Below are 25,164 nucleotides of genomic sequence, written 5' to 3' on the forward strand. Positions count from 1 at the left end.
GTTACTCCTTATTGCTGTCTGATTTGTTATCGGATGACTGATTGTAAAGAAACTTACCAATCAGGTCCTCTAGCACGATAGCGGACTTGGTATCTTCAATCAGGTCACCGTCTTTGAGCATGTTGGTGCCCATTTCCTCGTCACTGAAGCCAGGTACTAGACCAATGTACTGCTCGCCGAGTAGACCAGAGGTGAGAATCGAAAGCGTACTGGTATCCGCAAATTCCCCAGCACTTTTTTGCATCATCAAGGTGACTTCGGGAACCTGGGTTTTCGGATCTAATACGACATTACTTACTCGGCCGACGACCACCCCCCCAACCTTGACGGGTGAGCGGATTTTGAGGCCGCCGATGTTATCGAAATGCGCGCGTAAGGTATAGGTCTCCCCCTCTGGTTTGAAGCTCAAACCTGCCACTTGCAGTGCCAGTGCCAACACTGCGCCTATGCTGGCTAGCATGAAGATACCGACTAAGAATTCTGTTTTGCTGAACTTCATCTTTACCTTACCCAAACATGACTGCGGTGAGTATAAAATCCAAGCCGAGTACGGCGAGGGACGAGTGAACCACGGTGCGGGTCGTGGCTTGGCTGATCCCTGCCGAAGTCGGCTTGGCATCGTAGCCATTAAAAAGTGCGATCCAAGAGATCACGAGAGCAAAAATGACGCTCTTGATGGCACCCTGCATAATGTCGTCATACCAGTCGACGGAGGCCTGCATAGCAGACCAAAAACTTCCTTCGTCAACACCCAGTAAATCTACCCCTACTAGCTTGCCACCCACGATACCGATGAGGCTGAACATAAATGCCAAAAGCGGCATGCTGATCGCACCCGCCCAGAAGCGTGGCGCAACTACACGACGTAAGGGATCGACAGCCATCATTTCCAAGCTAGACAGCTGTTCGGTTGCTTTCATCAAACCAATTTCGGCAGTAAGAGCTGACCCTGCGCGTCCTGCGAAAAGCAGTGCGGTGACCACAGGCCCGAGCTCTCGCAGTAAAGAGAGCGAAACCAGTGGCCCCAGACTCTGCTCGGCACCGAAATCCTTTAGTACGTTGTAGCCTTGCAGCGACAGCACCATGCCGATAAATAGACCTGACACCAAGATGATGGCGACGGATTGTACACCGACCACATAGAGTTGCTGCACGAGCAGCGGAAAGTGTTTGCGGGGTTCGGGTTTGCCTACCAGCGCATGGAACAGCATAATCGTTGCGCGCCCAAGAGAGCTCATGGCCCGAATGCCAATCCGACCTAGGTTGCTTATTTGGTTTATTAGCATCAGAGATCCTGTAGCAGATCGCCTGCTGGAAAATGAAATGGGACAGGACCATCGGGCAATCCGCGAAGAAATTGCTCGACTTCTGGGTTGTGCTCTTCACGTAGCTGAGCTGGGGTACCATGTGCCACCACCTTGCGGTTAGCAATGATATAAGCGTAGTCAGCGATGCTCAGTACCTCTTTAACATCATGCGTAACAATGACAGAGGTGATACCAAGAGCATCATTGAGCTCTTTGATGAGTTTCACTAGTACTGCCATGGTGATGGGATCCTGACCCACGAATGGCTCATCATACATAATGAGGTCTGGGTCTAGGGCAATAGATCTAGCAAGCGCGGCACGGCGAGCCATGCCTCCAGATAATTCAGAAGGCATCAGGTTAGCAGCCCCCCGTAGCCCGACGGCGTGCAACTTCATCATGACTATCGTGTGGATCAACTCTTCCGGTAGGCCGGAATGCTCGCGTAGCGGGAATGCGACGTTGTCATAGACCGTCATACCGGTAAATAGTGCGCCGCTTTGAAACAACATGCTCATCCGTTTACGCACCTCATAGAGGCGACGCCGAGACAGCGTGGCAATATTCTCACCATCAAAGAGGATTTGGCCTGATTCAGGCTTAATCTGGCCACCAATCAAGCGTAATAAGGTGGTCTTACCTATACCACTCGGCCCCATAACCGCGGTGACCTTACCACGAGGAATGGTTAGGTTTATCCCATCGTACAACAGCCGATCTGCATGACTAAACGTCAGGTCAGAAATGGTGATCAGGTCATCGTTCAAACCGTTATCCATCCCATGTAAATGAAGTGCGGATTTTATGGGCTAGTCTAGGGCTTCGCAACTACAAGGAACAGCTGCTAGTCAGCCATAAAGCCCGATTATGTAGTAATTGTTTGTAACAAAATACGTCACATTGGCACAGCCAACCATACGATTCGCTTATCAGAGCAGACTTTTTTATAATCCCGCAGCTAATTTCGGTCCGGAGCTGTGTTTTATGTCTGCAAAGTCTGACAACGTGTCTCACCAATTCGATTATCGTCGTAGTGCTCGTGCAGTGCTAGATATTGAAAAACAAGCAATTGAAGGTCTCTATCAGTATTTAAACGAAGCATTCGAGCGCGCGTGCGAAATGATACTCCACTGCAGTGGTAAGATAGTTGTCACAGGCATGGGCAAATCGGGTCATATTGGCAGCAAGATTGCTGCTACGTTGGCCAGTACGGGAACGCCTGCCTTCTTTCTTCATCCTGGTGAAGCGAGTCATGGCGACTTGGGGATGATTTCTGGCAGCGATCTTATTATCGCTATTTCCAATTCCGGTGAGAGTGACGAAATTCTAGCGTTATTGCCGGTACTCAAGCGGCGTGGTATCCGGCTGATTTGTATGACGGGTAACCCAGCGTCCACTATGGCTAAAGAAGCCGATGTTCATTTATGTATCAGAGTAGAAAAAGAAGCTTGCCCGTTGGGGCTAGCACCGACCTCGAGTACGACCGCCACATTAGTGATGGGTGATGCGTTGGCGGTGGCATTACTGGAAGCGCGCGGCTTTACCGCAGATGATTTCGCGTTGTCGCATCCCGGCGGATCTTTAGGTAAGCGTCTGTTATTGCGCGTCGGTGATTTGATGCACGTTGGCGATCAGTTGCCCCAAGTTGGTATAGATGCCACCATCAGCGAAGCGTTACTTGAAGTTAGTCGCAAAGGGTTGGGTATGACAGCGATCGTTAATATCGACGGTCAGCTTGCCGGGTTATTTACCGATGGCGATCTACGCCGAGTTTTAGATCAACAAGTGGATATTCATTTCACCCCTATCAGCAGGGTGATGACCACGCACTGTGTTACCGTCAGACCAGAAATGATGGCTGCTGAAGCGGTCAAATTGATGGAAACAAGAAAAATCAACGGATTATTGGTGGTGGATGAAGACAAGCGCCTTAAGGGGGCTTTCAACATGCATGACTTGCTGAAAGCTGGGGTGATTTGATGCAACACGTAGCGACCTTATATGGTTCGGTAACGCGCAGTCAGTATGAAAAAGCCGCTCATATTCGCCTGTTAGTATGTGATGTGGATGGGGTGCTATCCAATGGTCTCATCTATATGGGCAATGATGGTGAAGAGCTGAAAACGTTCTGTACTCGTGATGGGGCAGGAATGCGTGCCCTGCTCACGGCAGGCATCGAGATTGCAATTATTACTGGGCGAACATCTCGCATCGTGAGCAATCGGATGCAAAGCCTCGGTGTTACCCATATTGTGCAAGGTGCTGATCACAAATTGCCTCATTTTGAAGCCTTGTTGACCCAGTTAGGATTAGATGCGTCACAAGCTGCCTACATGGGGGATGACACTATCGACTTACCTGTGATGGAGGCCTGTGGCCTTGGCATTGCTGTTGCCGATGCACACCCGCTCGTGCTGAGCCGTGCTGACTTAGTGACGCGCCTAGGTGGCGGGATGGGGGCAGTGCGTGAGGTATGTGACTTAATTTTACAAGCGCAAGGACATGGCGATTACCAGCCCGAGGTGTCGGTATGAGCAGGCAGACTCCGTTGTTTGCCCTGTTATTTTTAGTGGCGCTTGTCGCATGGCAGCTCAGTAAAGTTGATCCGATAGTGAATGAGACAGCAAAAACAGAGCATTATCAGCCAGATTTTATCGCTAAGGGACTAGTGACCACTCGTTTCGATATCAACGGCAAGCGCACTGAGCGTCTTGAGTCGGACTATGCAGAGTATTTTCAGATTCTTGAGCAAGCGACCTTCGAGCAGCCGGTCGTTTATCTCTTCGATGAGAGTGGAAGAGATGAATGGAAGGTTACGGCTGAGACGGGCGTACTCAATATTGATGACAGTGTAATTTTGCGTGAAAAGGTCCATTTGACTGGTCTGCAGCCGACCTCTTTTATTGCGACGTTAGATACTCCATATCTGGAACTGGATCTGGTGACTCAGCATGTGCGCAGCAATCAATACGTAAACATAGTGGGTCGGGATTTTCAGACCCGAGGAGTTGGCTTAAAAGGTCAGCTGGAACGCAAATATTTCGAGTTATTGGATCAAGGTCATGCCATTTATTTCAATGAAAAACGTTAACTTAGTTTTTGCAACACTGCTGCTGGGTGGTCATTTAATTGCAAAGGAGTCTGATTTTGCCGAAAAGGTCTCTGTCGCTGCGGTGAAACAGATAGCCGAAATGCAGGACAATCGCATCACCTTCGAGCAGGATGTGGCCATTACGCAAGGCACTATCAAGATCAAGGCTGATAAAGTGGTTGTGAGTCGTTCTGGTGAAAAAGGTGCAGAGGTGATGACTGCCTATGGTCAGCCCGCAACCTTCTTTCAGATCCTCGATAACGGAAAACCAGTCAATGCTCATGGTAATAGTATTCGCTACGAGCTGAAGAATCGTTTGGTGACCATTACCGGGAACGGTCAGTTGAAACAAGAGGACAGTCAAGTCAATGGCGACTTGATCCGCTATGACATTGTCAAGCAACAGATGATTGCGGAGAGTAAGGCGCCCAATCAGCGAGTGAAAACCGTGTTCCTTCCTGATCAAATAGAAAACTTCGACAAACCCACCGATCGTAAAAACCAGGGAAAATAAACCATGGCAGTGTTAAAAGCAGTGGGGCTGCAGAAGAGTTATAAACGGCGAATGGTCGTCAGTGATGTGAGTCTAGAGGTCGGGACAGGCCAGATAGTGGGTTTGTTGGGGCCAAATGGGGCAGGTAAAACAACCTCTTTTTACATGATCGTAGGCTTGGTACAGCGAGATGCGGGGCTTATTACGATCGATGAGCAAGATATTAGCTTGCAGCCGATGCATGTACGTGCCCGTAATGGCATCGGTTACTTACCTCAGGAAGCATCGATTTTTCGCCACCTATCGGTATTCGATAATCTAATGGGTGTGATGCAGACCCGCAAAGGACTAAGTCGTGAGCAGCGGGAGGACAGGGTTCAGCAATTATTGGAAGAGTTCAATATTACCCATATCCGTAATAACTTGGGGCAGAGCCTTTCTGGTGGCGAGCGACGGCGGGTTGAAATAGCACGAGCTCTGGCAGCTGAACCACGTTTTATCTTGTTGGATGAGCCATTCGCCGGCGTTGATCCTATCTCGGTGATTGACATCAAAAAAATAATCCAGCATCTCAAGGACCGGGGGTTAGGTGTTTTGATCACGGATCATAACGTTAGAGAGACGTTGGCGGTCTGTGAAAAGGCCTATATCGTTAGCCATGGCAAGATGATCGCAGAGGGTACTCCGGTGGAAATCCTTGCTGATGAGCAGGTCAAGCGTGTCTATTTGGGTGATCAATTCAGTCTATAGTAAGGGGACATCTCTTCATGTTTATGAAGAGTGCCTCGATCGAAGCATAAGGATATCCCGACGTAGATGAAGCCGACATTACAGTTGCGTCTTGGCCAATCCTTGACGATGACGCCGCAATTACAACAAGCGATTCGTCTGCTCCAGCTCTCCACTCTGGAACTTCAGCAGGAAATTCAACAGGCACTCGATAGCAATCCGTTGCTAGAACAAGAGGAAAATGACGCAAAAGAGACGGCGTCGGAGCTAGAAAACGATGCTGCGCAGCTAGATTCTAGTGATGCCATGGCTCAAGAGCAGATGCCTGATGAACTGCCGGTTGATACCACATGGGATGATGTCTATTCCGCAGGGACGGCCCAAAGTGCAGGGCCTGCCTATGATGGTGAAGATAGTGTTTATCAGGGGGAGACAACAGAAAGTCTGCAAGATTACCTACTTTGGCAGATGCGGCTAACCCCATTTAGTGATCTAGATGCTGCCATTGCCCTTGCCATCATCGATGCAATTGATGAATCTGGTTACTTGACCGTTGAGCTCACGGATATTCAGGCTGCCGTAACCAGTGATGATGTTGAAGTAGAGCTTGACGAGATTGAAGCCGTACTTAAGCGAGTTCAACACTTTGACCCAGTAGGGGTCGCCGCTCGCTCGGTACAGGAGTGTTTGCTCATCCAGTTAGGACAATATGATCCATTGACACCGTGGCTGCATGAAGCGAGAGAGGTGATTTCTGAGCACATGGGGTTACTCGGAAGCCGTGATTACCGTACCTTAGCGCGCAAGACTCGCCTCAAAGAGAGCGACCTCAAAGAAGTGCTTGATTTGATTTTACTGTTAGAGCCACGGCCAGGTAACTATATCATCCATAGTGACTCTCAATACGTGATACCAGATGTCTCTGTAGTAAAGCGCCAAGATCGTTGGGTTGTGGAGCTTAATCCGGATTCGGCACCACGGATCCGCGTCAATGAAACCTATGCTGCTATGGCTCGCAATGCGCGTAGTAGTACCGATACTCAGTTTATTCGTTCCCATCTACAAGAAGCCAAGTGGTTCATCAAAAGCCTAGAGAGCCGCAATGATACGCTGCTGAAAGTTGCATGTTGTATTGTTGAACAGCAGCAGGGCTTTTTTGAGTATGGTGAAGAGGCCATGAAACCCATGGTACTCAATGATATTGCCGATGCGGTGGAGATGCATGAGTCGACCATTTCTAGGGTAACGACTCAAAAGTATATGCATACACCGCGAGGTATTTTCGAGTTGAAGTTTTTCTTCTCCAGTCATGTGAACACCGAAGGAGGAGGGGAGTGCTCATCGACAGCTATTCGTGCGCTGATCAAAAAAATGGTTATGGCAGAAAACCCTGCCAAGCCACTAAGTGATAGCAAGATCGCGGATTTGTTGGCCGAACAGGGTATCATGGTGGCAAGACGAACGATCGCTAAGTACCGTGAATCTTTATTGATCCCACCATCCAATCAGCGCAAACGCCTGGTTTAGGCAAAACAGAAGGAAAATTGTTATGCAAATTAACCTGACCGGACACCATGTTGAGATCACTGAAGCTTTACGTGATTATGTGAATAATAAGTTTGCCAAGCTAGAGCGTCATTTTGACCACATCAACAATGTACATGTGGTGCTTAGCGTTGAAAAATTGAACCAGATAGCCGAAGCCAAGCTTCATGTGAATGGAGGCGAGGTGTTCGCTAACTCAGAGCACACAGATATGTACGCGGCCATCGATATCTTGCTCGATAAACTAGACCGGCAAGTTATCAAGCACAAAGATAAGCTAAACAAAAAATAATTATGCAACTTGAACACATACTGAGTCTGGGCTGCACCAAGAGTGCAGTCCCTTGTACTAGCAAAAAACGAGCGCTGGAAATCATCAGCGAGTTGGCTGCTGAACGGCTTGGCACTTCTCGGCAAACGCTGTTTGAGTGCTTGTTAGCGCGTGAAAAAATGGGCAGTACTGGGATTGGGGCCGGTATCGCGATACCCCATGGTCGAATCGATGACGAATTCCCGCCAACCGCGATTCTAATGACGTTTGCTGAGCCTATTGCCTTCGATGCGATAGATAACCAACCGGTAGACCTCTTATTTGCCTTATTGGTACCAGAAAGTGAGTGCAAACAGCACCTCAAAACGTTGTCGTTGATGGCGTCGAAGTTGGGTGACAAGGCGGTTTGTCGCCAGTTACGTCAAGCTCAGAGTGATGAAGAGCTATACCAAGTGATGACCTCTGCCTGATCGAAAGATGTGGGTGATAGCTTTTAGGGTGGGAGAATAACATGCAGTTAATCGTGGTCAGTGGCCGCTCTGGGTCAGGTAAAACGGTTGCTCTGCGAGTGTTAGAGGATCTTGGCTACTACTGTGTCGACAACTTACCAGTTAACTTGTTGCCGCAGTTGATCGTGTCAGTTGAAAGCCAGTGTGACAAGCTAGCTGTTAGCATTGATGTGCGTAACCTGCCAAGTGACCCAGAAAAACTAGAGCTCCTGTTAGCTCAGGTTCGTAATGAGCGCCGGGTTGAGTTTGCCAGCTTTTTCTTTGATGCGGATAATGGTGCCTTGCTCAAACGTTATGGCGAAAGTCGCCGGTTACATCCACTTTCGCGTAATAACTTGTCGTTGGACGAGGCGATTCGGGAAGAGACCCATTTGCTGGCCCCCCTTTCTTCAACGGCAGATCTCCGTATCGATACCACCAGCCTGAGTATTCATGAGCTGAGTGAGTTTATTAAGACTCGGGTGCTGGGCAAAAAAGAGAATGAGCTGGTTTTAGTATTCGAATCATTTGGCTTTAAATACGGTATTCCCAAGGATGCGGACTTTGTATTTGATGCGCGTTTTCTACCTAATCCTCACTGGGTGCCAGAGCTAAAGCCCTTTACCGGTAAAGATACCCCTGTTATCAACTATCTCTCACAGCAGGCTGATGTAATGCGTTTTATTCAGCAGATCGAGAATATGTTGGTAACTTGGTTACCGCATTTAGAGCGCAATAACCGCAGTTATGTGACGGTAGGTATTGGTTGTACCGGTGGCCAGCACCGGTCGGTTTTTATGGTAGAGCATTTAGCGAACACCTTTGTTCAGATGGGTAAAAATGTGCAGACCCGCCATCGAACACTGGATAAAGCAGCCCCCCATCTTGAGCTGAAATAGGATTTTTCATGACAGTCTGTGCTTCGGTAGAAGTGAAAAACAAGCTGGGTATTCATGCTCGGCCTGCCATGATGCTGTTTGAATTGGTGCAGGGCTTTGATGCCCATGTGTTGCTGCGTAACGAAGAGGGTGTCGAAGCGGATGCAGACAGCGTGATTGGTTTGTTGATGCTCGATTCAGCCCAAGGTAAGCAGGTACAAGTTCAGGCTGATGGTCCTGAAGAAGTTGAAGCGTTAGCCGCAGTCGTGGCGTTATTTACTTCTGGCTTTCATGAGGAGTAAGTGACCCCTCACTTGATCACTTAACCCGCTCGTGCCAGCGCTTTGAAGCTGGCAAAGTCACGACAAGCCAGCAGATTCTTGCTGGCTTTTTCGTTCATGAGTGTCAAAAACAGATCGTACAGTGCCATCGCTTCTTCATAGTCAGCCTTGCTGATGGCCAGTACGAATATCAGGGAGGCTGTCTCGCCATTTCCCCAGTCGATCCCCTGTGGAGCGAGGATGGTATAAACCAAGGTGCGACGAGCGAGTAATCCCAGTGAGTGGGGCAGTGCAATACCCTCCCCTAGCATGGTGGAGACAATCCGCTCCCGCTCATGCAGCGACGTCCGAAAACCCATTTCTACGAGGTCTTCTTGTTCCAATTGGTCACAGACTTGCTGAAATAGCTGAGTCTGAGTGAGAGGCTCATTCACGATGAGAAAGTGGCTAGCGTCAAAATATTTATCGAGCATATAAGGGCGGGTGCGATCAATGAGCACGAGTTTACCCAGTTGCTCTAGCTGGTACTGTGTTGGGAAGGGGGCCACTTGTATCACAGGGGCATTCTTCTCAGTAACCTTGACGGTACTGATGACAAAATCTTGCAGCACTTCCCCCAGCCCTTCGTAATCTCGCACAGACTCCAGCATGGTGAGTTGCAGTTGTGGGTACTCTCGCTTGATGCGAGCTTCCAGCACGCGAAAGGTGGCGTTACCGGCATCGCATAGCAGCAGCGCCTGCGGGTGTCTGGTGTAGCCGATATCATAGTGCCGCTCTAAGCCAACCCCGATATGGATGACTAAATAGCCGATTTCATGGTGGGTGAGGCGATAAGGCGTCTGTTTAATCCACTCCGAGATGGCCGCCAAGGTGATGTCGTAGGCGAGGGGATAATACTGCTTAATGTGATCTGCCAGCGGGTTATGGCTACCAATCTGGTATTTGACTCGTAGCAACATAGCGCAGATGTGGGTTTGCAAGTCTGCCCGCAACTGAAGGTCATAGCGTAAATCATAGGGATAGTGCTGATGAATATAGTCCAGTAAATGGCCGACTAGCTGTTCGCTTTCGGTTGCCATGACGGCACTCAGTTGCAGCGGTTCGGCAATCAGGCGAGCTTGGATCTGAATCGCGAGGCAGGCAATTTCCTCTTCTACTGGTAAGGTGAGGGTCGGGAGTTCGCTATAGATGTCTCTCGCTGCAGCTAACATCTGTGGCGTAAGATCTTCGCTGGTAAATTGATGTAATTCATGCCCAGATGCCTGGCGTAAGAGGGCCACGGCACAATAGATGGTCAATTGTTGTAAATTTTCGTCGACTAGCCGTAGCTGATGCCGAGTAAGCTGAGCATGAATGTGGTTGCCCACTACCTCCAGTGTTTTGCTAGGGCACAGGTTGGGTAGCAGACTTTGCAGCTGCTTGTTATGCAGTAGCTCTTGGTAGAGTAACTGGGTGAGGCAGGCGCGGATTGCCGTTTCACAGCCCTGAATACGCATCCCTAAGCGGGGCTTACTGTCGATGGTGAGGCCAAAGTGAGCAAGTCGTTCACGTACTTCAGCCATATCTCCTTGTAGGGCGGCGCGACTTAAATACCAAGTGTCAGCCAGTTCATCGAGCTTGATCCCCTGTTCTGCTGTCAGCAACAGGATTTGCAGATGAAGTACCCGCTCGCGGCTGGTGCGGGGCAGGCTCACCTCTTGCTCCTGCGCAGCCAGTAGTTCGTTAAACAAACCTTGATTGTAAATCTTGAGCTGGTAGCCGCTGCCACGTTGGTGGATAAGATGAGCGCCATGGGCGGCGATGAGTTCATTGAGGGTTGCCACATCAGTGCGCACAGTACGGGTCGAGACATTGAGACGGCGGGCGAGCTCCTCTTGTGGCAAGGGCGCGGCCTGAAGTTGAGCCAATAACTGATGGAGTCTGGGGTGGGACAGTTTGGTCATAAGGCGACTCCGGTTGCGTAAAGAAAGACCCAATGTTAACAAGTATTAGATCATTCACAAATGAGGTGCCGACCAGTTGAGCTAGTCGGCACCAGTATCATTAAGCAAGCAGTTGTTTCACCATGGTGAGCAGTGTCCGCACATCGTCTGGGCGAGTTTGGCCACTGTTGCTATCGATGATCGAGCTATAGACGTGAGGGATCACTTTCTCAACCCCCGCATCCAAGGCGATCTTGACTATCTCCTCAAAGTTATCCAGATCGATACCGCCGGTTGGTTCGAGCCAGAAACCATGACGAGCACACGCTTCGGCCACGGCCTGATATTCGTCACGGCAAGTGAGCCCTCCCATCGGGAAGAACTTGACTGAGCTACCGCCCATGTCTTTGAGCAGTGCAATCGCCGTATCAATGGGCACGATACCATCGGCTTGCTGCGCACTGAGTGGACCAGTGGAGATTTTGACCATGCCAGGGGTGCCAGTCGGGGAGATCAGGCCATTCACCAAGGTTTCAGATTGGTTTAATAATGCTCGGCTGGCGCCCACGCCCGTGAAGACTTGGTTGACGTGCTGGGGCTGCAATTGGCAAGCCAGCTGAGCCACCATGGCGGATTGCTTAGGATCGCCTGCCCCCAGCCCGATGGAGAGGGCGTTATTAATGAGGGCTGCGTACTCACGCATGTCAGCTACCGCTGAGGGGACATCCGGATAGTTTTTGGATAGCACGCCCACGAGTACGTGGCCTTCTGCTGCGGCGTACACCTCGGCTGCATTTTGTTTCGAACCCGCCAATACGTTGAGGCAGACACGGTCACGATAGTAATGGGGAGTGAGGGACATCAATGATTCTCCTGAACGAGATGGGCGATAGCGGAATAAATCTGGTCGAGTTGGGCCGTGCTGACGCTGCGCACATCAAACTCGATATGGCCTTCGTTAGCCTTGTAGCCACGGCAGTAAATAGCGGGGGTACCCTGCTGCAGACGGGCGACGACCTGCACCGTGGTCATGCCGATACGGTCATGGTCGAAGGCTACGTCAGTGCGGGCGATGTCGCGACCTGCGCTATCCCATACCACTTTGGCGGTGATCCCAGGCAACTGGTTGAGGCGCTCGATGAACGGGGTCATCTTGGTGACCATGGCCGCACCGCTCTCTTGCTCTTTCACCAAGTAGCGTTCGATGGCGTGGGTCAGGCCAAGGATCCCCTCTTTACCGACTTTCATGGCACGGCCAATTCCTGCTGATTGTTGCTTGACCCACTCTACATATTGGCGTTTGCCAAGGACGAGACCGCTGGTTGGTCCCTCAATGGCCTTACCGCCGCTGTAGATAACCAGGTCTGCGCCCAGCTGGTAATAGAGGCGTAAATCCTCTTCAGCTGCTGCATCAACGATCAAAGGCAGCTGATGGGCTTTGGCGACCTCGGCAGCTTCAGCGACCGACAGAATACTTTTTTGGACACAGTGGTGAGATTTGATGTAGAGGATAGCCGCCGTATTAGGGCTAATGGCGGCAGCCAGCTGGGCTGGTGAGCATTCGTTGGCGTAGCCAGCCTCTACCACTTTACCGCCCCCCAAATTGACCATGGTGCCCACGGGGCCGCCGTAGTTCACATTGTGGCCTTTGGGCAGCACGATCTCGCTTGGCACATTATGGTGATGAGCGTGCAGGTGCTCTAATCGGTAGGCGTCGCCACGGACGATCATGGCTGCGACCGATTGGGCAATGCCAGCACTGGCGCAGGAGACCACGACCGCATCTTCGACGCCCAGCAGATTGGCGAGGTAAGCGCCGGTCTTGTTGGTCAGGTCCTTGATCTCGAAATAGTGACCAAGACCAAAATTGACCGCATCAACCACTTCTTGTTCCGGGGTGGAGACACCCAGAATGGTCATCCGGCCAGAGGCATTGATCACCGGTTTAAGTTGATATTTCTCATAAACAGAAGGCATGGTGCGATTTCCCATAGTGAGTCAGAACCAGCTCGCCGCTTACCAGCGCAGCGAGGGGTTGCAGTTGCAGTTCGCCATGGCGGGACTGCGCTTCGGTATCAGTAAATACGACCGGGCCTTGGGCCAGCTCAAACAACGTTAGGTCAGCATCGGCCCCGACTGCGAGACGGCCTTTACCACTCAGGCGCAGGGCATCCGCTGCATTGGCAGTGACGCAAGCGAGCACCTGATCCAACGTCATGCCGATAGTGAGAAACTTGGACATCACGTGAGCAAGGCTGTAGACCGGACCTTTAATCCGGTTCTTACAATAGATATCGGAGCTTATGGTGTGCGGCAAAATGCCTTGGCTGATGGCGACCTGCGCTACGTCAAAGCTGAAGCTAGCGCCACCGTGGCCGATATCGAGCATGAGCCCACGCCGCATTGCATCACGTACCGTTTGGCGTAATTCCCCGGCCGGAGTGAGGATGCGATTGGGTTTGCCATTAAAGCAGTGAGTCAGCAGATCACCCTCTCCCAGCAGCGCGACAATTTCATCGAGATCGGGTGGGGTGTTTCCTACATGCACCATTAAAGGCAGATTGCCATTATCGCGTTGCAGTTGCTTGGCCATGCGCAGCGGTTGTAAGCCGTTTTCACCGATCACGCTACCGCTCATCCGCGCCTTGATCCCCACGATAAAGCGGGGATGACGGGCAATGGCCGCGCTGGCTAACTCCGCATCCAGGTCTCGGCTGTCAGCCAGTTCGTTTTGGCGCAGTAGGCCAATACGCGAGATGTTGAGCAGGGCGTGTACACGGGTCTTGCACTGTGCCGCTAACTGCTGAAAATCATCCACGTCGTCAGCACCGGTACTCCCAGCGTCGATCACCGTGGTGACGCCTGATTCGACGCCTACCTTATCTGGTTCATCGTGATAGATGGGGGATGCAGGGTAACAGTGGGTATGGCCGTCGATCCAGCCTGCACTCACGTAGACATCGCCAGCAAAATCAAGGGTTTGCTTTGCCTCGGCCTGAGGTGGCAATTGACCAAGGGCTGCAATCTTGCCGTGTTGGATGGCGATGTCGATCAGTTCACCATTTCCTTGGCGTCCCGCTTTGATGATCATGTCGTACATGGTGATGACCTCGAAAAATGCCGCCCGTAAGGGCGGCTAAGACTTAGGCCAGAGCGACTGGGAAGAAGGAACCCAGCAGCATGGCTCCCAAGATGGCGCCACCAGTGATAGGCTTACCCCAGACGTAGAACAGCAATGCCCCGAGCAGTGAGCCCAAGCCGATGGGGATAGATGCACCCATGGCCGAGAGGATGATCAGGGGGCCGAGGAAGCGGCCTGAGCTGTTACCAGCCCCCATCATGACGTCGGCGCCATAGGTGGAGTTGCTCTGATTAATGGTGAACTTACGGGCCAGAATAATGATGTAGCCAATGGCCAAACCAATGACCATACCGGTCACGAGCGATGCAGTGAAGTTCTCCAGCGGATAGACGATACCGGCGCCCAGCAGTAATGCAGGTACGCCCAGACCAACCCCTGTTTGCACTGCGCCACCAATGTCGAGGATCCCGACTAGTGAGCCCTCAATAATTCGGGCAAACAGGAAGCTAGCACCGAAAGCAGCGACGGCGCCGTAAGCACCAGTTTCTATCCCCGCTTTTAGCATCGAGACGAAGGCCACTTCGTTGAAGGCGCCGACACCATACAAGTAGTACATGTGGGTGCCCGCGAATACGCCAGCAGAGAGCAAACCAACAAAAATCGGGAAGGACCAGTCGGCATACCAAAAGTTATTTCTTAATTTCTCATCCATGGTGTGGTCCCTTATTTACCGCTCATCAGGTTATGGACGTTGTCCAGCCACACGGGAATCCCCAAGTGGAAAGACTCAATCAGTTTCATATCGAAGCCACGGAAGAATCCGCTCAGCACGAACAGCAAGACGATGGTCACCATCATGATCTTGGTGACTCGGTTCCAGCCGCTCTCTTCGACCCCTTTTCCGATCAGGATGCCCAGCACCAGGCCTGGGACTGCGTTCCCCATGATGAGTTGGGCTAGACCACCAAAAATGGTGGCCCAGAAACCAGACTTCTTGCCGGCTTCGATGGCAGCCAGCCAGAAAATAACCGGCATCACTGTGCTGACCAACAGGTTAGCGGCAGGCACCAGCACTTTGACGGCGGTGACTTGCAGCGCTTCAGGCACGGCGGCAGCCGTACTGTTAAGGAAGGCGACCACAATGGCGCCGATGAGGCCGCCAGCGATAGCCATTTTCTTTGGGTCGTGCAGTGTGGTAGCCAGATCGCGGTTTTTGACCAGCAGAGCAGCTGTAGCCCAATGGGGGATGATGCGGTGATCCACATCTTGGGTAAAGGCACCTGCTGCTACCGTTGAGGCCCATGCGTTAAAGAAGAAGCCAAGGCCAAACGAGAAGTGGGAGGCAGGGTCCCCTTCACAGGAGTTGAGCTCGCCAAGGGTGCGAAAGGCCCCCATACCTTGCACGGTCGGAGCGTGGAACATCCGCGCCGCGCCCGCCCCCACCCCGACGCCGACCAAGCCGCCGATAATGAGTGATTTAATAAAAATGATTAGAAACATCCAACATGTCCTTTTTGTGGGTTGATACCCGCGGATGGCGTCACACTTGGGTGAATGCCACCTTATCTACATCCAGACTGGTGACCATGACCGTGATTTTCAGCTGGACTCTGAATTCGCGGCGTTGGCGCGGCAGGAAGAAGAATAAGAACTTCTCCACCCGCACAGACTCTTCGGCTGTGAGTACCTGCACGTCGACCGGTTCGATCCTCAGCATGACTCGCGGAGTACCTTTGAGCAGGCTAGGCTGCACTTGGCTAAGGGCGGCGGCGAACGCTTGCTGGCGGGTCGTGCCCTTGCCGTTGACGACAAGCTCGGTGGTGAAGCTCTCTTTCATTAGCCGCGCCCGTGTTTCTTAGCGAAGGCCTCGATCAATTTCTGGCCCAGCTCTTCTTTATCCATAAAGCCGAAGCCCAGTACGATGCAGCCATCGTTAATGGCCGTCACCCCTTCTTCGATAGAGCGCATCCCATAACGGCACTTGTAGCCATATTTGGTCTGAGCGGTGATGGCACCTGCGCCACCGCTCCCGCAAAACGAGATGCCAAGGTCGGCCTGCTCTTTATTCATTACGTCGCCGAGCTTCATATCGGCCGCCATGCCGGGGATGATAGTGACGGTAGCGCCTGCCGCTTCTGCCCCAGCTCCTACTTTCTGGCCCTTGCCAAGACGATCACCAATTACGAGTTTGATAGCAGTCATGTCGATATCTCCTGTTATTACTGGCTCAGTACGGAGCTGAGTTCGTTTTCTTTGGCCACTTCGAAGTGAACAGATAGTAGGTGAGCTTCTTCATAGGCGAGGTTGTCCAACCAAGCGACGACTTGCTCAGCCAGACGTAATGACAGGGAGGAGATCTCTTCAAACAGGCTGAGATCAACGTCTGGCAGCGATTCACCACTGTAAGAACGCCACACCATGGCTTTGACATGGGAAGCCAACATCTGCTGCTGCACCTCATTTGGCCTGATCCCTTGCTCGCCGAGGAGCGGATAGATGCGGGCTAATATGTGGTCGGTTTTACGTAACAGCTCGGGGCTGTTTGGGGTTAGGTCTTGATCATCATGGGGGCTTTGCAAGGTCTGCTCTCCAATGCTGGCAGAAGGGATACGTCACCCTAAACTGGCGTAGGAGGCGGGAGTAGGCATGGTTTTTCCGATTCGAAGCGGAAATTCCAAGCACCAAGGTGATATTCGAGGCTTTTTTGCGTCAACTCAGTCCAATAGGGATTCTATCGGGCTTTGTTTCCCGTGATCTCGGTGGCATTTCACGTACTGTAACGTGTATTCCTGCACCGCTTAAAAGTGTGAGTTACCTCACGGATAGTGTGGGGGCTCGTGGTACTCGTTCTGATGCTGACTTACTGACTGGGCGAGCTTTGAGGTTGATAGCGAAGATCCTCCTCAATGGTGACAGTGACATCGAGTGGTTTGCCATTACGAAATACCGCGATAGTCAGCGTAGTGCCTGGGCGGCTTTCAACGATACGGTCCATGGCACTGCGTACGCCTGAAATGGACTCCCCGTTGATCTTGAGCAGGACATCTCCACGTTTTAAGCCTCCCTTGCTGGCAGGGCCTTTAGGATCGAGACTTTCAACTACCAGCCCTTGCAGGTTACCGAGATTCATCATCCGAGCGACTATCGGATTGATCTCGACAATCGATACCCCGAGATAACCACGAATGACCCTGCCGTTGGCGATCAGCTCATCCATGATCCGTTTAGCCAGTCGGTAGGGAATCGCAAAACTGATGCCGTAGCTCTCTTGATTGCCGTTGAGGTGATAGGTTGCGGTATTGATACCGACCAGATCGCCACGGCCATTGACCAGCGCTCCCCCAGAGTTGCCTTCGTTGATGGCGGCATCAGTTTGCAGCAGATCTTGTCGCCCATTACCATCGGGCCCCATGCTAGAGAGGCCCGTGCGGCCAGTGGCACTGATGATGCCCTGGGTAATGGTTTGTCCCACGTTGTACGGGTTGCCAATGGCCAAGACCACATCGCCGACATCGGGGAGCCGGTTAGGATCTTGTGGGATAACAGGGAGATTATCCGATTCGATATAGAGCACGGCTAAATCGGTGAGACGATCAGAGCCTACCAGCTCAGCGCTAAAGACGCGGCCATCTTGCAGTGCCACGATGGTTTGGTCGGCGTTGGCGATGACGTGATAGTTAGTCAGTACATAGCCCCGCTCATTCATGATCACCCCTGAGCCTAGCCCTTGTGGGCGCAACTCGGCTTGACTGTCTCGATTACGGGAAAAGCTGCGGGTGTAAACATTGACGACGGCGGGCCCTGCGCGATGGGCTGCGTAAGAGAACGTGAGATCGCGGGCATTAGTGATCAGGCTAGGGAGTTGGACTCCCCCTCGTAAGGTGGGGAACAGCAGCAACAATAATGCAGCGACCGCCAAACCAAAACCAATAGACTTGGCCAAGTAACTGACTAAAGAGGAAATTTTCATGCCATTCTCGTTCTTATACGCAGCTGGCAGAGAATAGCATTATCAACAGATAAAAATCACCCGCAGTGTTGCTGCGGGTGATGAGGGGTTTAGCGGATAACCAAATAGAGTGAGGAGTCCCCTCGCTGGATGTTGAGCGCCAGCACATCGGGTTTATTCTTCAAGGCTTTGGTTAATTCTCCCAAGCTGTTGATACGTTGACGATTGACGCCAATGATGATGTCGCCTTTTTGTAGACCAGATGCCGCCGCCGCCGAGCGAGGTTCTATTTCTGCAACTGTCACGCCAGGCACTGGATCTGTGGCTGAGCTTAGTTTGGCACCTTCTAAGGCGGGGTGGAGGGCACTAGCACGGACTTCACTGTCATCCGCCTGTTTCAATTTCACGGTTACAGTTTGTGCTTTCCCATCACGAATCAGGCCAAGCGCCACTTTTTTATCTGCTCCCATGGTGGCGATTTTGGCGCGCAATTCACCAAATGAGCGCACCGGTTTGCCATCGATGGTCACGATAATGTCGCCTGCTTTAATCCCGGCTTTATCTGCCGCTGAATCGGGCATGACCTGATTGACGAATGCGCCATCTTTTTTGTTATAGCCGAATGTTTTAGCAATATCGGAAGTCAGTTCAGTACCGGTGATCCCTAGCTGGCCACGACGTACCTCACCGTATTTCACGATCTGATCGGCTAAATCGCGCACCATATTGGCTGGAATCGCAAAGCCAATACCTATATTGCCACCGTTGGGACCTAGGATGGCGGTATTGATACCAATTAGCTCACCACGCAGATTAAGCAGTGCACCACCGGAATTCCCCGAGTTGATGGCGGCATCGGTCTGGATGAAGTTTTCTAGATTCTCAACATTTAAGCCACTACGACCCAGAGCTGAAACGATCCCTGACGTCACGGTTTGGCCTAAACCGAATGGATTGCCAATGGCGAGCGCGTAATCGCCTACTCGCAGATTATCAGAGTCGGCAAACTGAATTTGCACTAACTCATCGGCTTTAATTTGGAGGAGTGCGATATCAGATTGCTTATCTTCGCCAATTTTCTTTGCTGCATATTCACGGCCATCTTTGAGATTGACTTTGATTTCATCTGCTTCGGAAACCACGTGAGCGTTAGTAATCACATACCCTTTTTTGGCATCAATAATGACGCCAGACCCGAGAGCCTGAAAGGGCTGCTCACTGACCTGTTCATCAGGCATGTTAGGCCCAAAGAAAAAACGAAACTGTTCTGGTAAGCGCTGACGGGTCACTTTTTTGCCAGAGACTGAGATATTGACTACGGCAGGGGTAACTTGTTCGAGTACCGGCGCCAAGCTTGGCATTTCTTGATTAGAGCTAAGTAAAGATGGCAACGCCGCTTGCGCTGGCGCAGCGGATAAGGCGATACCGATACTAAGGGCTAATACATTGAGCATGGAAAGAGGTTTACGCATGTGAGAAATAGCTCCCGAAATAAAGTTGCATGGCAATCGTCAAGGTCAGACTGTTTAGCGGCAGGATTAGTTCCCAGCTTAAATTAACCAGGTTGTTTGAGTAATCCAGATGATGCGCCAGCATAGTCACGGGGAGGAACATCAGGTTCTTCATTTGCAGGTGTTACCGTCTCATCATCGAGTAGCGTTTCACGGAATAGCGGCTGTTGGGCGTTGGCTAAGAATTTGCTTTGCTCGGCCATGTGGCGATAAAAACTTTGATACTGATCAGCCAGTTGCTCCATCAGTGCCGCGCTTTCTGCAAAATGGGTATTGATTTGACTTTGATAGCTCTCCAGCTCTTTATGGGCTTTTTTTAGCTCTGATTCCAAGCGGCCGGCATCTCTGCTACGAACGGTAAAACGGCCAACAATGATGCCAACGATCAGTGCCGCGATGGCTAACAAGATCCCGTTTAATAGACTCATATATTCTCCTTATTTACAGCGAAAACAGTGGGTATTGATGAGGTTTGACCAACCGCGATCTCTTGCACGCACTATACCGTGCACCCTGTGCCCGTGATACCATTTTGTCCTTTATTCAGGCACTTGGAGAGGCGTGCAAGGATGACTCCGCAGCAAAAATACCAGCAGGATCTGCTGCGTCCCGGTTTTCAGGCCGACCCCGCGCAGGGGATGGCGATCAGCAGGTTAGAGCGACTGTATCAGGATTTACTACGTAGCCCGACTCCGACCAGATCGCGGGGACTATTTGGTTGGTTACAAAAGCCCAAGCCGCCGGAGCCTGTCCTAGGTATTTATATGTGGGGCGGAGTGGGCCGAGGCAAGACCTGGTTGATGGATACTTTTTTCGACAGCTTGCCAAGTGAACGTAAACTGCGTTGTCACTTTCACCGCTTTATGCGTCGTATTCACGATGAGTTACAGGCCCTCAATGGTCAGCCTGACCCGCTAAAACTGGTGGCTCACAAGCTGGCCAGCGAGACAGATATTATCTGTTTTGACGAATTCTTCGTCTCTGACATCACCGATGCCATGTTACTGGGCACCCTATTTCAGGAGCTGTTTGGTCGCGGCGTCGTGCTGGTCGCCACCTCAAATATTCCCCCTCAGGATCTTTATCGCAACGGGTTGCAACGAGCCCGTTTTTTGCCAGCTATTGCACTTATCGAACGCCATTGTGAAGTACTGAATGTGGATGGTGGGATCGACTATCGCCTACGCACGCTGGAGCAAGCCGAGATCTATCACTGCCCGCTTGATCTACAGGCAAAAAATAATCTTGAGCGCTATTTTCTGCAATTAACTGGTGGCCACCATGCTGGCAAGGGAGAATTTGAAGTCAATCACCGTCAGTTGACGTCGCTGGGCGTGTGGGAAGGGGTGCTTTATATGGAATTCGAGCAACTTTGTTGTACTGCCCGTTCCCAGAACGACTATATCGAGCTGGCGCGGCTGTTTCACACGGTATTGGTGGCCAATGTTCAACCAATGGGCAGAAATACGGATGATGCGGCACGTCGATTTATCGCGATGGTTGACGAATTTTACGAACGACACGTCAAACTCATCATGTCTGCGGCGGTTCCCATGGCGGAGCTATACAGTAATGGACTGCTAAATTTTGAGTTTCAGCGTTGTCTTTCACGACTTCAGGAAATGCAATCGCACGAATACCTTGCCAGAGTGCACCTTCCTTAGTCACAATACTGCGCCTGCTAGTCGGATGGGCATCTGCGGCAGGTAGGGCTGGGCGACATCTACTGGTTTCATGGCAGTGAAATTAGCAGATGATATTTAAGGCAACTTCACTTATAATCGCCCAGCCCACGTTACAGCTGTCGATAAGGCAGCGACACTTTAAGCTTTACTTGTATTCGAAGGGGTACAGGTAGGCTATCTTTTGTTGTTTGTGGGAGAGCCCCCATAAGCAATTGGGTCTGTAACAGGTAATTGGGTTTAACTTAATGAAAACTTTCGTTGCCAAGCCAGAAACCGTAAAACGTGACTGGTACATTGTGGACGCAGAAGGTAAAACTCTGGGTCGTATCGCAACCGAGATCGCTGCTCGTCTGCGTGGTAAGCACAAAGCTGAGTACACTCCGCACGTTGACACCGGTGATTACATCATCGTTGTAAACGCTGAGAAGGTACACGTAACCGGTAAGAAATTTACCGACAAAATGTACCACGCTCACTCCGGTTTCCCGGGTGGTATCAAGTCAATCAGCTTCGACAAGCTGATTCAGCGTAAACCGGAAATGGTAATCGAAGCCGCCGTCAAAGGCATGCTTCCGAAAGGTCCTCTGGGCCGTGCCATGTTCCGTAAACTGAAAGTTTACGCAGGCGCCGAGCATGCTCATGCTGCTCAGCAACCTCAAGTACTGGATATCTAATCGGGAACTGGCAACATGGCAGAAAATCAATACTACGGTACCGGCCGTCGCAAAAGCTCCACTGCTCGCGTATTTATCAAAGCGGGTAGCGGTAAGATCGTAATCAATCAGCGCTCCTTGGAGCAGTACTTCGGTCGTCCGACTGCCCGCATGGTAGTCCGTCAGCCGCTGGAGTTGGTTGAGATGACCGAAAAACTGGATCTGTACATCACTGTTAACGGTGGTGGTATTTCTGGTCAAGCTGGCGCGATCCGCCACGGTATTACTCGTGCACTGATGCAGTATGATGAAACGTTGCGTTCTGAACTGCGTAAAGCTGGCTTTGTTACTCGTGATGCCCGTAAGGTTGAGCGTAAGAAAGTCGGTCTGCACAAAGCTCGTAAGCGTCCGCAATACTCCAAGCGTTAATCCGCTTTTGGTATGCGCGTTTCGATGCGTGGAAAAGCCCAGCTATCGCTGGGCTTTTTTATTAGTGAATTTACCTTAGTCGATGCTAACTACGCGTCACAAAAGACAAATAAATGTATATTTATTGTTTTCTGCGACTACCTCTCTTTCTTGTCAAGTTGTTATCTTTTCTTTAAAATTTCCTCGGTTTTTCTGTGGCAATTGTCATTCCAGCTTCCACCGCTGTTGTCACGGGGAAAAAAGGGGAATTAGGACACAAATAAGAATGTGCGAAGTCCACATGGGAGAGTTTTTGGATGAGCAATGCGCCAGTTGATTCCGGTCGCCGCAGATTTCTTACCTGGTCAACGGTTGCCGTTGGTGGGGTGGGCGCTGCGTTTACCGCTGTACCGTTTATAAAGTCATGGAACCCAAGTGCTAAGGCGAAAGCCGCCGGCGCACCTGTTGAAGTCGATATAAGTAAATTGGAACCCGGCCAGCTTATTCGTGTCGAGTGGCGCGGCAAGCCAGTCTGGGTTGTTAAGCGTACTCAGCAGACTCTAACCGCACTGGCCGCGCATGATGGCCAGTTGCGTGACCCTGCATCTGATGAGCCTCAGCAACCTGATTATGCTCATAACGGTTATCGCTCCATTAAGCCTGAAATTTTTGTCGCCGTTGGAATTTGTACCCATTTAGGGTGCTCGCCTTCCTATTTACCGGATAACTTCGGGGAACAGGTTAAAGGGGTGACATCAGGATTTTTCTGTCCATGCCATGGTTCAAAATTTGACATGGCTGGCCGCGTGTTTCAAGGGGTACCTGCCCCGTTGAACCTAGTCGTCCCGCCTTATCAATTCATTAACGAAAGCACGATTTTGGTCGGCGCTGACGGCAAGGAGGCTTAAGCTATGCTGAGCAAACTGATGGGCTGGATCGATTATCGGTTCCCGCTCACTGCCATGTACAACGATCACATGGCTAAGTATCCGGCACCCAAAAACCTTAACTTTTGGTATTTTTTTGGTTCGCTTGCCATGCTGGTGCTGGTTAACCAGCTGATTACTGGGGTGTGGTTGACCATGAACTACAACCCTTCTGCTGAAGGTGCATTCGCTTCCGTCGAGTACATCATGCGTGATGTGGAGTTTGGTTGGTTGCTCCGCTATATGCATTCGACCGGTGCATCAGCCTTCTTTATCGTTGTCTATCTGCATATGTTCCGCGGCATGATCTATGGCTCCTATCAGAAGCCTCGTGAGCTGTTGTGGATCTTCGGCATGCTGATTTTCTTAGTGCTGATGGCTGAAGCCTTCATGGGATATTTACTGCCTTGGGGGCAAATGTCTTTTTGGGGCGCTCAAGTTATTATCTCATTGTTTGGTGCCATTCCCGTGATTGGTGATGACCTGACCTTGTGGATCCGCGGTGACTACGTTATCTCTGGGGCGACGTTGAACCGTTTCTTCGCATTGCATGTGATTGCTCTGCCTCTGGTGTTAGTGATGCTGGTTGCCATGCACATCCTAGCGTTACATGAAGTGGGCTCTAACAACCCTGATGGTATCGATATCAAAAAGCATAAAGATGCCAATGGTTGGCCGTTAGATGCTATCGCCTTTCATCCCTATTTCACAGTCAAGGACATGATTGGGGTGGCCGGTTTCCTGTTTTTCTTCTGCGCGATCATCTTTTTCAAACCGGATATGTGGGGTTACTTCCTCGAGAAGCCGAACTTTGAAGTGGCCAACGGCCTGAAGACACCAGCACATATCGCCCCTGTATGGTATTTCACCCCTTTCTACGCGATTTTGCGCGCGGTGCCTGACAAGTTGCTCGGTGTTATCATGATGGGACTCTCTATCGTGGTGCTGTTTTTACTGCCGTGGTTAGATCGCTGCAAGGTGCGTTCAGTTCGCTATCGCAGCAAGTTACACAAACTGAATATTGCGCAGTTTGTCGTGTGCTTCATCATTTTGGGTGTGCTGGGTGTTCTGCCGTCGACCCCGACTCTGACACTGGCTGCTCAGATCTGTACCTTGGGTTATTTTGGTTTCTTCGTCTTGCTCTTTTTCTACAGCAAGAACGAGCACACCAAGCCGCTGCCAGAGAGGGTCACATTTAAATGAGAAAAATAATATTTGCGGTGCTAACCCTGCTGCCATCTCTGGTGCTTGCTAGCGGTACAGAGGCGCACTTGGATAAAGCTAATTACGATCTGAGTGATAAGGCATCTCTGCAGCGTGGTGCTACCACCTTTATGAATTACTGTGCTGGTTGTCACTCAACCCAGTATCAGCGCTATAACAGAGTGGCGGCGGACTTGGCGATTCCTGAGGATTTGATGAAAGAGAATCTTATCTTCACCGATGCCAAGGTCGGCGACTTGATGAAGAGCGCAATGTCTGAGAAAGATGCGGCCAAGTGGTTTGGGGCTCCGCCTCCTGACCTGACTTTGGTTGCTCGAGTCCGTGGTGCAGACTGGATTTACACCTACCTTCGCTCTTTCTATGTAGATGAGACTCGGCCGTTTGGGGTTAATAATGCGGTGTTTCCATCAGTGGGCATGCCCCACGTGCTGGAGCCACTGCAAGGTACCCCTCGTGCCGAATTCATCACCCATACTATCGATGATGTAGAGACTCAGCAGATCGTTAGCATCAAGTCCGATGGTAATGGTGAAATGAATAGCGAAGAGTATGACCAGACAGTGCTGGATCTGGTAAACTTCTTGGTCTATTCGGCGGAACCAGTACAGCAGGAGCGTGAGCGTATGGGCTTCTGGGTGCTTGGTTTCATCGTAATCTTCTTCATCTTCACTGTGCTGTTGAAGAAGGAATTCTGGCGCGACGTTCACTAAACGGCCAAATC

Annotated in this window: 31 protein-coding genes; 16 read left to right on the forward strand and 15 right to left on the reverse strand. The window is 51.0% G+C overall.

Features of this window, described 5'->3' with window-relative positions; all coding sequences use genetic code 11:
* Nucleotide 1 precedes the first annotated feature (1 nt).
* Genes mlaD through mlaF form a run of 3 tightly spaced genes read right to left on the reverse strand, consistent with a single transcriptional unit; the run spans nt 2 to nt 2,086 of the window.
* Nucleotides 2-499 carry an outer membrane lipid asymmetry maintenance protein MlaD gene (mlaD, locus tag CUC53_RS05260; RefSeq protein ID WP_100293180.1) on the reverse strand — a complete coding sequence of 166 codons (498 nt, stop codon included), beginning with the start codon at nt 497-499 and terminating at the stop codon, nt 2-4.
* Nucleotides 500-506: 7 nt separating this feature from the next.
* Nucleotides 507-1,286 (reverse strand): lipid asymmetry maintenance ABC transporter permease subunit MlaE, encoded by a 780-nt coding sequence (gene mlaE / locus CUC53_RS05265; RefSeq protein WP_100293181.1) that lies wholly within the window; start codon nt 1,284-1,286, stop codon nt 507-509.
* Nucleotides 1,286-2,086, reverse strand: coding sequence for a phospholipid ABC transporter ATP-binding protein MlaF (gene mlaF, locus CUC53_RS05270; RefSeq protein WP_100293182.1), 801 nt, complete (start codon nt 2,084-2,086; stop codon nt 1,286-1,288). Before mlaF ends, mlaE begins: the two co-directional genes overlap by 1 nt.
* Nucleotides 2,087-2,291: 205 nt before the next feature.
* On the opposite strand from mlaF, the gene CUC53_RS05275 reads away from it, so the two are divergent.
* The 10 genes from CUC53_RS05275 (at nt 2,292) to npr (ending at nt 9,104) form a co-directional block, all read left to right on the forward strand.
* On the forward strand, nt 2,292-3,287 hold the full coding sequence (locus tag CUC53_RS05275; RefSeq protein ID WP_100293183.1) for a KpsF/GutQ family sugar-phosphate isomerase: 996 nt from the start codon (nt 2,292-2,294) through the stop codon (nt 3,285-3,287).
* Entirely contained in the window at nt 3,287-3,841 is a 555-nt protein-coding gene (kdsC, locus tag CUC53_RS05280) for a 3-deoxy-manno-octulosonate-8-phosphatase KdsC (RefSeq protein ID WP_100293184.1), read from the forward strand. Before CUC53_RS05275 ends, kdsC begins: the two co-directional genes overlap by 1 nt.
* A complete protein-coding gene (gene lptC / locus CUC53_RS05285; protein WP_100293185.1) occupies nt 3,838-4,398 on the forward strand; it encodes an LPS export ABC transporter periplasmic protein LptC in 561 nt (186 codons plus the stop codon). Before kdsC ends, lptC begins: the two co-directional genes overlap by 4 nt.
* Nucleotides 4,385-4,912 carry a lipopolysaccharide transport periplasmic protein LptA gene (lptA, locus tag CUC53_RS05290; RefSeq protein ID WP_100293186.1) on the forward strand — a complete coding sequence of 176 codons (528 nt, stop codon included), beginning with the start codon at nt 4,385-4,387 and terminating at the stop codon, nt 4,910-4,912. The genes lptC and lptA overlap by 14 nt, the downstream gene beginning before the upstream one ends.
* 3 nt (nt 4,913-4,915) lie before the next feature.
* Nucleotides 4,916-5,641, forward strand: coding sequence for an LPS export ABC transporter ATP-binding protein (gene lptB, locus CUC53_RS05295; protein WP_100293187.1), 726 nt, complete (start codon nt 4,916-4,918; stop codon nt 5,639-5,641).
* Between the two features lie 66 nt (nt 5,642-5,707).
* A complete protein-coding gene (locus tag CUC53_RS05300) occupies nt 5,708-7,147 on the forward strand; it encodes an RNA polymerase factor sigma-54 (protein ID WP_100293188.1) in 1,440 nt (479 codons plus the stop codon).
* 22 nt (nt 7,148-7,169) lie between these two features.
* Entirely contained in the window at nt 7,170-7,457 is a 288-nt protein-coding gene (gene hpf, locus CUC53_RS05305; protein WP_100293189.1) for a ribosome hibernation promoting factor, read from the forward strand.
* A 2-nt stretch (nt 7,458-7,459) separates the two neighbouring features.
* The gene (gene ptsN, locus CUC53_RS05310) at nt 7,460-7,906 is read left to right on the forward strand and encodes a PTS IIA-like nitrogen regulatory protein PtsN (protein WP_100293190.1); all 447 of its coding nucleotides are present in this window, start codon (nt 7,460-7,462) and stop codon (nt 7,904-7,906) included.
* 41 nt (nt 7,907-7,947) lie between these two features.
* Entirely contained in the window at nt 7,948-8,823 is an 876-nt protein-coding gene (gene rapZ / locus CUC53_RS05315) for an RNase adapter RapZ (RefSeq protein WP_100293191.1), read from the forward strand.
* Between the two features lie 8 nt (nt 8,824-8,831).
* Complete coding sequence (npr, locus tag CUC53_RS05320; RefSeq protein WP_100293192.1) at nt 8,832-9,104, forward strand: PTS phosphocarrier protein NPr; 273 nt, start codon at nt 8,832-8,834, stop codon at nt 9,102-9,104.
* 20 nt (nt 9,105-9,124) lie between these two features.
* Here the strand turns inward: npr and CUC53_RS05325 are convergent, their stop codons facing one another.
* From CUC53_RS05325 to CUC53_RS05380, 12 genes are all read right to left on the reverse strand, one after another.
* Nucleotides 9,125-11,026, reverse strand: coding sequence for a BglG family transcription antiterminator (locus CUC53_RS05325; RefSeq protein WP_100293193.1), 1,902 nt, complete (start codon nt 11,024-11,026; stop codon nt 9,125-9,127).
* 100 nt (nt 11,027-11,126) lie between these two features.
* Nucleotides 11,127-11,867 (reverse strand): 2-dehydro-3-deoxy-phosphogluconate aldolase, encoded by a 741-nt coding sequence (gene dagF, locus CUC53_RS05330; protein ID WP_100293194.1) that lies wholly within the window; start codon nt 11,865-11,867, stop codon nt 11,127-11,129.
* The gene (locus tag CUC53_RS05335) at nt 11,867-12,982 is read right to left on the reverse strand and encodes a DgaE family pyridoxal phosphate-dependent ammonia lyase (RefSeq protein ID WP_100293195.1); all 1,116 of its coding nucleotides are present in this window, start codon (nt 12,980-12,982) and stop codon (nt 11,867-11,869) included. Before CUC53_RS05335 ends, dagF begins: the two co-directional genes overlap by 1 nt.
* Nucleotides 12,966-14,105: an amidohydrolase/deacetylase family metallohydrolase gene (locus CUC53_RS05340; RefSeq protein ID WP_100293196.1), complete on the reverse strand. Its 1,140-nt coding sequence runs from the start codon at nt 14,103-14,105 to the stop codon at nt 12,966-12,968. Before CUC53_RS05340 ends, CUC53_RS05335 begins: the two co-directional genes overlap by 17 nt.
* 43 nt (nt 14,106-14,148) lie before the next feature.
* Nucleotides 14,149-14,799, reverse strand: a complete 651-nt coding sequence (locus CUC53_RS05345) for a DUF4310 family protein (RefSeq protein WP_100293197.1) — start codon at nt 14,797-14,799, stop codon at nt 14,149-14,151.
* An 11-nt stretch (nt 14,800-14,810) separates the two neighbouring features.
* The gene (locus CUC53_RS05350; RefSeq protein WP_100293198.1) at nt 14,811-15,587 is read right to left on the reverse strand and encodes a DUF4311 domain-containing protein; all 777 of its coding nucleotides are present in this window, start codon (nt 15,585-15,587) and stop codon (nt 14,811-14,813) included.
* Between the two features lie 40 nt (nt 15,588-15,627).
* Nucleotides 15,628-15,924, reverse strand: coding sequence for a DUF4312 family protein (locus CUC53_RS05355; protein WP_100293199.1), 297 nt, complete (start codon nt 15,922-15,924; stop codon nt 15,628-15,630).
* Entirely contained in the window at nt 15,924-16,289 is a 366-nt protein-coding gene (locus CUC53_RS05360; protein WP_100293200.1) for an SFCGS family glycine-rich protein, read from the reverse strand. The genes CUC53_RS05355 and CUC53_RS05360 overlap by 1 nt, the downstream gene beginning before the upstream one ends.
* 17 nt (nt 16,290-16,306) lie before the next feature.
* Nucleotides 16,307-16,666: a transcriptional regulator gene (locus CUC53_RS05365; RefSeq protein ID WP_100293201.1), complete on the reverse strand. Its 360-nt coding sequence runs from the start codon at nt 16,664-16,666 to the stop codon at nt 16,307-16,309.
* A gap of 281 nt (nt 16,667-16,947) precedes the next feature.
* Nucleotides 16,948-18,057 (reverse strand): outer membrane-stress sensor serine endopeptidase DegS, encoded by a 1,110-nt coding sequence (gene degS, locus CUC53_RS05370; protein WP_100293202.1) that lies wholly within the window; start codon nt 18,055-18,057, stop codon nt 16,948-16,950.
* A gap of 89 nt (nt 18,058-18,146) precedes the next feature.
* Entirely contained in the window at nt 18,147-19,508 is a 1,362-nt protein-coding gene (locus CUC53_RS05375) for a Do family serine endopeptidase (protein WP_100293203.1), read from the reverse strand.
* Between the two features lie 83 nt (nt 19,509-19,591).
* Nucleotides 19,592-19,975: a Z-ring associated ZapG family protein gene (locus CUC53_RS05380; RefSeq protein WP_100293204.1), complete on the reverse strand. Its 384-nt coding sequence runs from the start codon at nt 19,973-19,975 to the stop codon at nt 19,592-19,594.
* 141 nt (nt 19,976-20,116) lie between these two features.
* Between CUC53_RS05380 and zapE the strand changes: the two genes are divergently transcribed.
* The 6 genes from zapE (at nt 20,117) to CUC53_RS05410 (ending at nt 25,153) form a co-directional block, all read left to right on the forward strand.
* Nucleotides 20,117-21,211, forward strand: a complete 1,095-nt coding sequence (gene zapE / locus CUC53_RS05385; RefSeq protein ID WP_100293205.1) for a cell division protein ZapE — start codon at nt 20,117-20,119, stop codon at nt 21,209-21,211.
* A gap of 266 nt (nt 21,212-21,477) precedes the next feature.
* Nucleotides 21,478-21,906 (forward strand): 50S ribosomal protein L13, encoded by a 429-nt coding sequence (gene rplM / locus CUC53_RS05390; protein WP_005336289.1) that lies wholly within the window; start codon nt 21,478-21,480, stop codon nt 21,904-21,906.
* Nucleotides 21,907-21,921: 15 nt separating this feature from the next.
* Complete coding sequence (gene rpsI / locus CUC53_RS05395; protein ID WP_005336286.1) at nt 21,922-22,314, forward strand: 30S ribosomal protein S9; 393 nt, start codon at nt 21,922-21,924, stop codon at nt 22,312-22,314.
* Between the two features lie 296 nt (nt 22,315-22,610).
* Nucleotides 22,611-23,201 carry a ubiquinol-cytochrome c reductase iron-sulfur subunit gene (gene petA, locus CUC53_RS05400; protein ID WP_100293206.1) on the forward strand — a complete coding sequence of 197 codons (591 nt, stop codon included), beginning with the start codon at nt 22,611-22,613 and terminating at the stop codon, nt 23,199-23,201.
* A gap of 3 nt (nt 23,202-23,204) precedes the next feature.
* Nucleotides 23,205-24,422, forward strand: coding sequence for a cytochrome b (locus tag CUC53_RS05405; protein ID WP_100293207.1), 1,218 nt, complete (start codon nt 23,205-23,207; stop codon nt 24,420-24,422).
* A complete protein-coding gene (locus CUC53_RS05410; protein WP_100293208.1) occupies nt 24,419-25,153 on the forward strand; it encodes a cytochrome c1 in 735 nt (244 codons plus the stop codon). The genes CUC53_RS05405 and CUC53_RS05410 overlap by 4 nt, the downstream gene beginning before the upstream one ends.
* Nucleotides 25,154-25,164 lie beyond the last annotated feature (11 nt).

Source organism: Aeromonas cavernicola, assembly GCF_002795305.1.
GTDB lineage: Bacteria > Pseudomonadota > Gammaproteobacteria > Enterobacterales > Aeromonadaceae > Aeromonas > Aeromonas cavernicola.

Coding starts and splice junctions, on each gene's coding strand:
- mlaD (WP_100293180.1), bottom strand. CDS start 499: ATGAAGTTCAGCAAAACAGAATTCTTAGTCGGTATCTTCATGCTAGCC.
- mlaE (WP_100293181.1), bottom strand. CDS start 1,286: ATGCTAATAAACCAAATAAGCAACCTAGGTCGGATTGGCATTCGGGCC.
- mlaF (WP_100293182.1), bottom strand. CDS start 2,086: ATGGATAACGGTTTGAACGATGACCTGATCACCATTTCTGACCTGACG.
- CUC53_RS05275 (WP_100293183.1), top strand. CDS start 2,292: ATGTCTGCAAAGTCTGACAACGTGTCTCACCAATTCGATTATCGTCGT.
- kdsC (WP_100293184.1), top strand. CDS start 3,287: ATGCAACACGTAGCGACCTTATATGGTTCGGTAACGCGCAGTCAGTAT.
- lptC (WP_100293185.1), top strand. CDS start 3,838: ATGAGCAGGCAGACTCCGTTGTTTGCCCTGTTATTTTTAGTGGCGCTT.
- lptA (WP_100293186.1), top strand. CDS start 4,385: ATGAAAAACGTTAACTTAGTTTTTGCAACACTGCTGCTGGGTGGTCAT.
- lptB (WP_100293187.1), top strand. CDS start 4,916: ATGGCAGTGTTAAAAGCAGTGGGGCTGCAGAAGAGTTATAAACGGCGA.
- CUC53_RS05300 (WP_100293188.1), top strand. CDS start 5,708: ATGAAGCCGACATTACAGTTGCGTCTTGGCCAATCCTTGACGATGACG.
- hpf (WP_100293189.1), top strand. CDS start 7,170: ATGCAAATTAACCTGACCGGACACCATGTTGAGATCACTGAAGCTTTA.
- ptsN (WP_100293190.1), top strand. CDS start 7,460: ATGCAACTTGAACACATACTGAGTCTGGGCTGCACCAAGAGTGCAGTC.
- rapZ (WP_100293191.1), top strand. CDS start 7,948: ATGCAGTTAATCGTGGTCAGTGGCCGCTCTGGGTCAGGTAAAACGGTT.
- npr (WP_100293192.1), top strand. CDS start 8,832: ATGACAGTCTGTGCTTCGGTAGAAGTGAAAAACAAGCTGGGTATTCAT.
- CUC53_RS05325 (WP_100293193.1), bottom strand. CDS start 11,026: ATGACCAAACTGTCCCACCCCAGACTCCATCAGTTATTGGCTCAACTT.
- dagF (WP_100293194.1), bottom strand. CDS start 11,867: ATGTCCCTCACTCCCCATTACTATCGTGACCGTGTCTGCCTCAACGTA.
- CUC53_RS05335 (WP_100293195.1), bottom strand. CDS start 12,982: ATGCCTTCTGTTTATGAGAAATATCAACTTAAACCGGTGATCAATGCC.
- CUC53_RS05340 (WP_100293196.1), bottom strand. CDS start 14,105: ATGTACGACATGATCATCAAAGCGGGACGCCAAGGAAATGGTGAACTG.
- CUC53_RS05345 (WP_100293197.1), bottom strand. CDS start 14,799: ATGGATGAGAAATTAAGAAATAACTTTTGGTATGCCGACTGGTCCTTC.
- CUC53_RS05350 (WP_100293198.1), bottom strand. CDS start 15,587: ATGTTTCTAATCATTTTTATTAAATCACTCATTATCGGCGGCTTGGTC.
- CUC53_RS05355 (WP_100293199.1), bottom strand. CDS start 15,924: ATGAAAGAGAGCTTCACCACCGAGCTTGTCGTCAACGGCAAGGGCACG.
- CUC53_RS05360 (WP_100293200.1), bottom strand. CDS start 16,289: ATGACTGCTATCAAACTCGTAATTGGTGATCGTCTTGGCAAGGGCCAG.
- degS (WP_100293202.1), bottom strand. CDS start 18,057: ATGAAAATTTCCTCTTTAGTCAGTTACTTGGCCAAGTCTATTGGTTTT.
- CUC53_RS05375 (WP_100293203.1), bottom strand. CDS start 19,508: ATGCGTAAACCTCTTTCCATGCTCAATGTATTAGCCCTTAGTATCGGT.
- CUC53_RS05380 (WP_100293204.1), bottom strand. CDS start 19,975: ATGAGTCTATTAAACGGGATCTTGTTAGCCATCGCGGCACTGATCGTT.
- zapE (WP_100293205.1), top strand. CDS start 20,117: ATGACTCCGCAGCAAAAATACCAGCAGGATCTGCTGCGTCCCGGTTTT.
- rplM (WP_005336289.1), top strand. CDS start 21,478: ATGAAAACTTTCGTTGCCAAGCCAGAAACCGTAAAACGTGACTGGTAC.
- rpsI (WP_005336286.1), top strand. CDS start 21,922: ATGGCAGAAAATCAATACTACGGTACCGGCCGTCGCAAAAGCTCCACT.
- petA (WP_100293206.1), top strand. CDS start 22,611: ATGAGCAATGCGCCAGTTGATTCCGGTCGCCGCAGATTTCTTACCTGG.
- CUC53_RS05405 (WP_100293207.1), top strand. CDS start 23,205: ATGCTGAGCAAACTGATGGGCTGGATCGATTATCGGTTCCCGCTCACT.
- CUC53_RS05410 (WP_100293208.1), top strand. CDS start 24,419: ATGAGAAAAATAATATTTGCGGTGCTAACCCTGCTGCCATCTCTGGTG.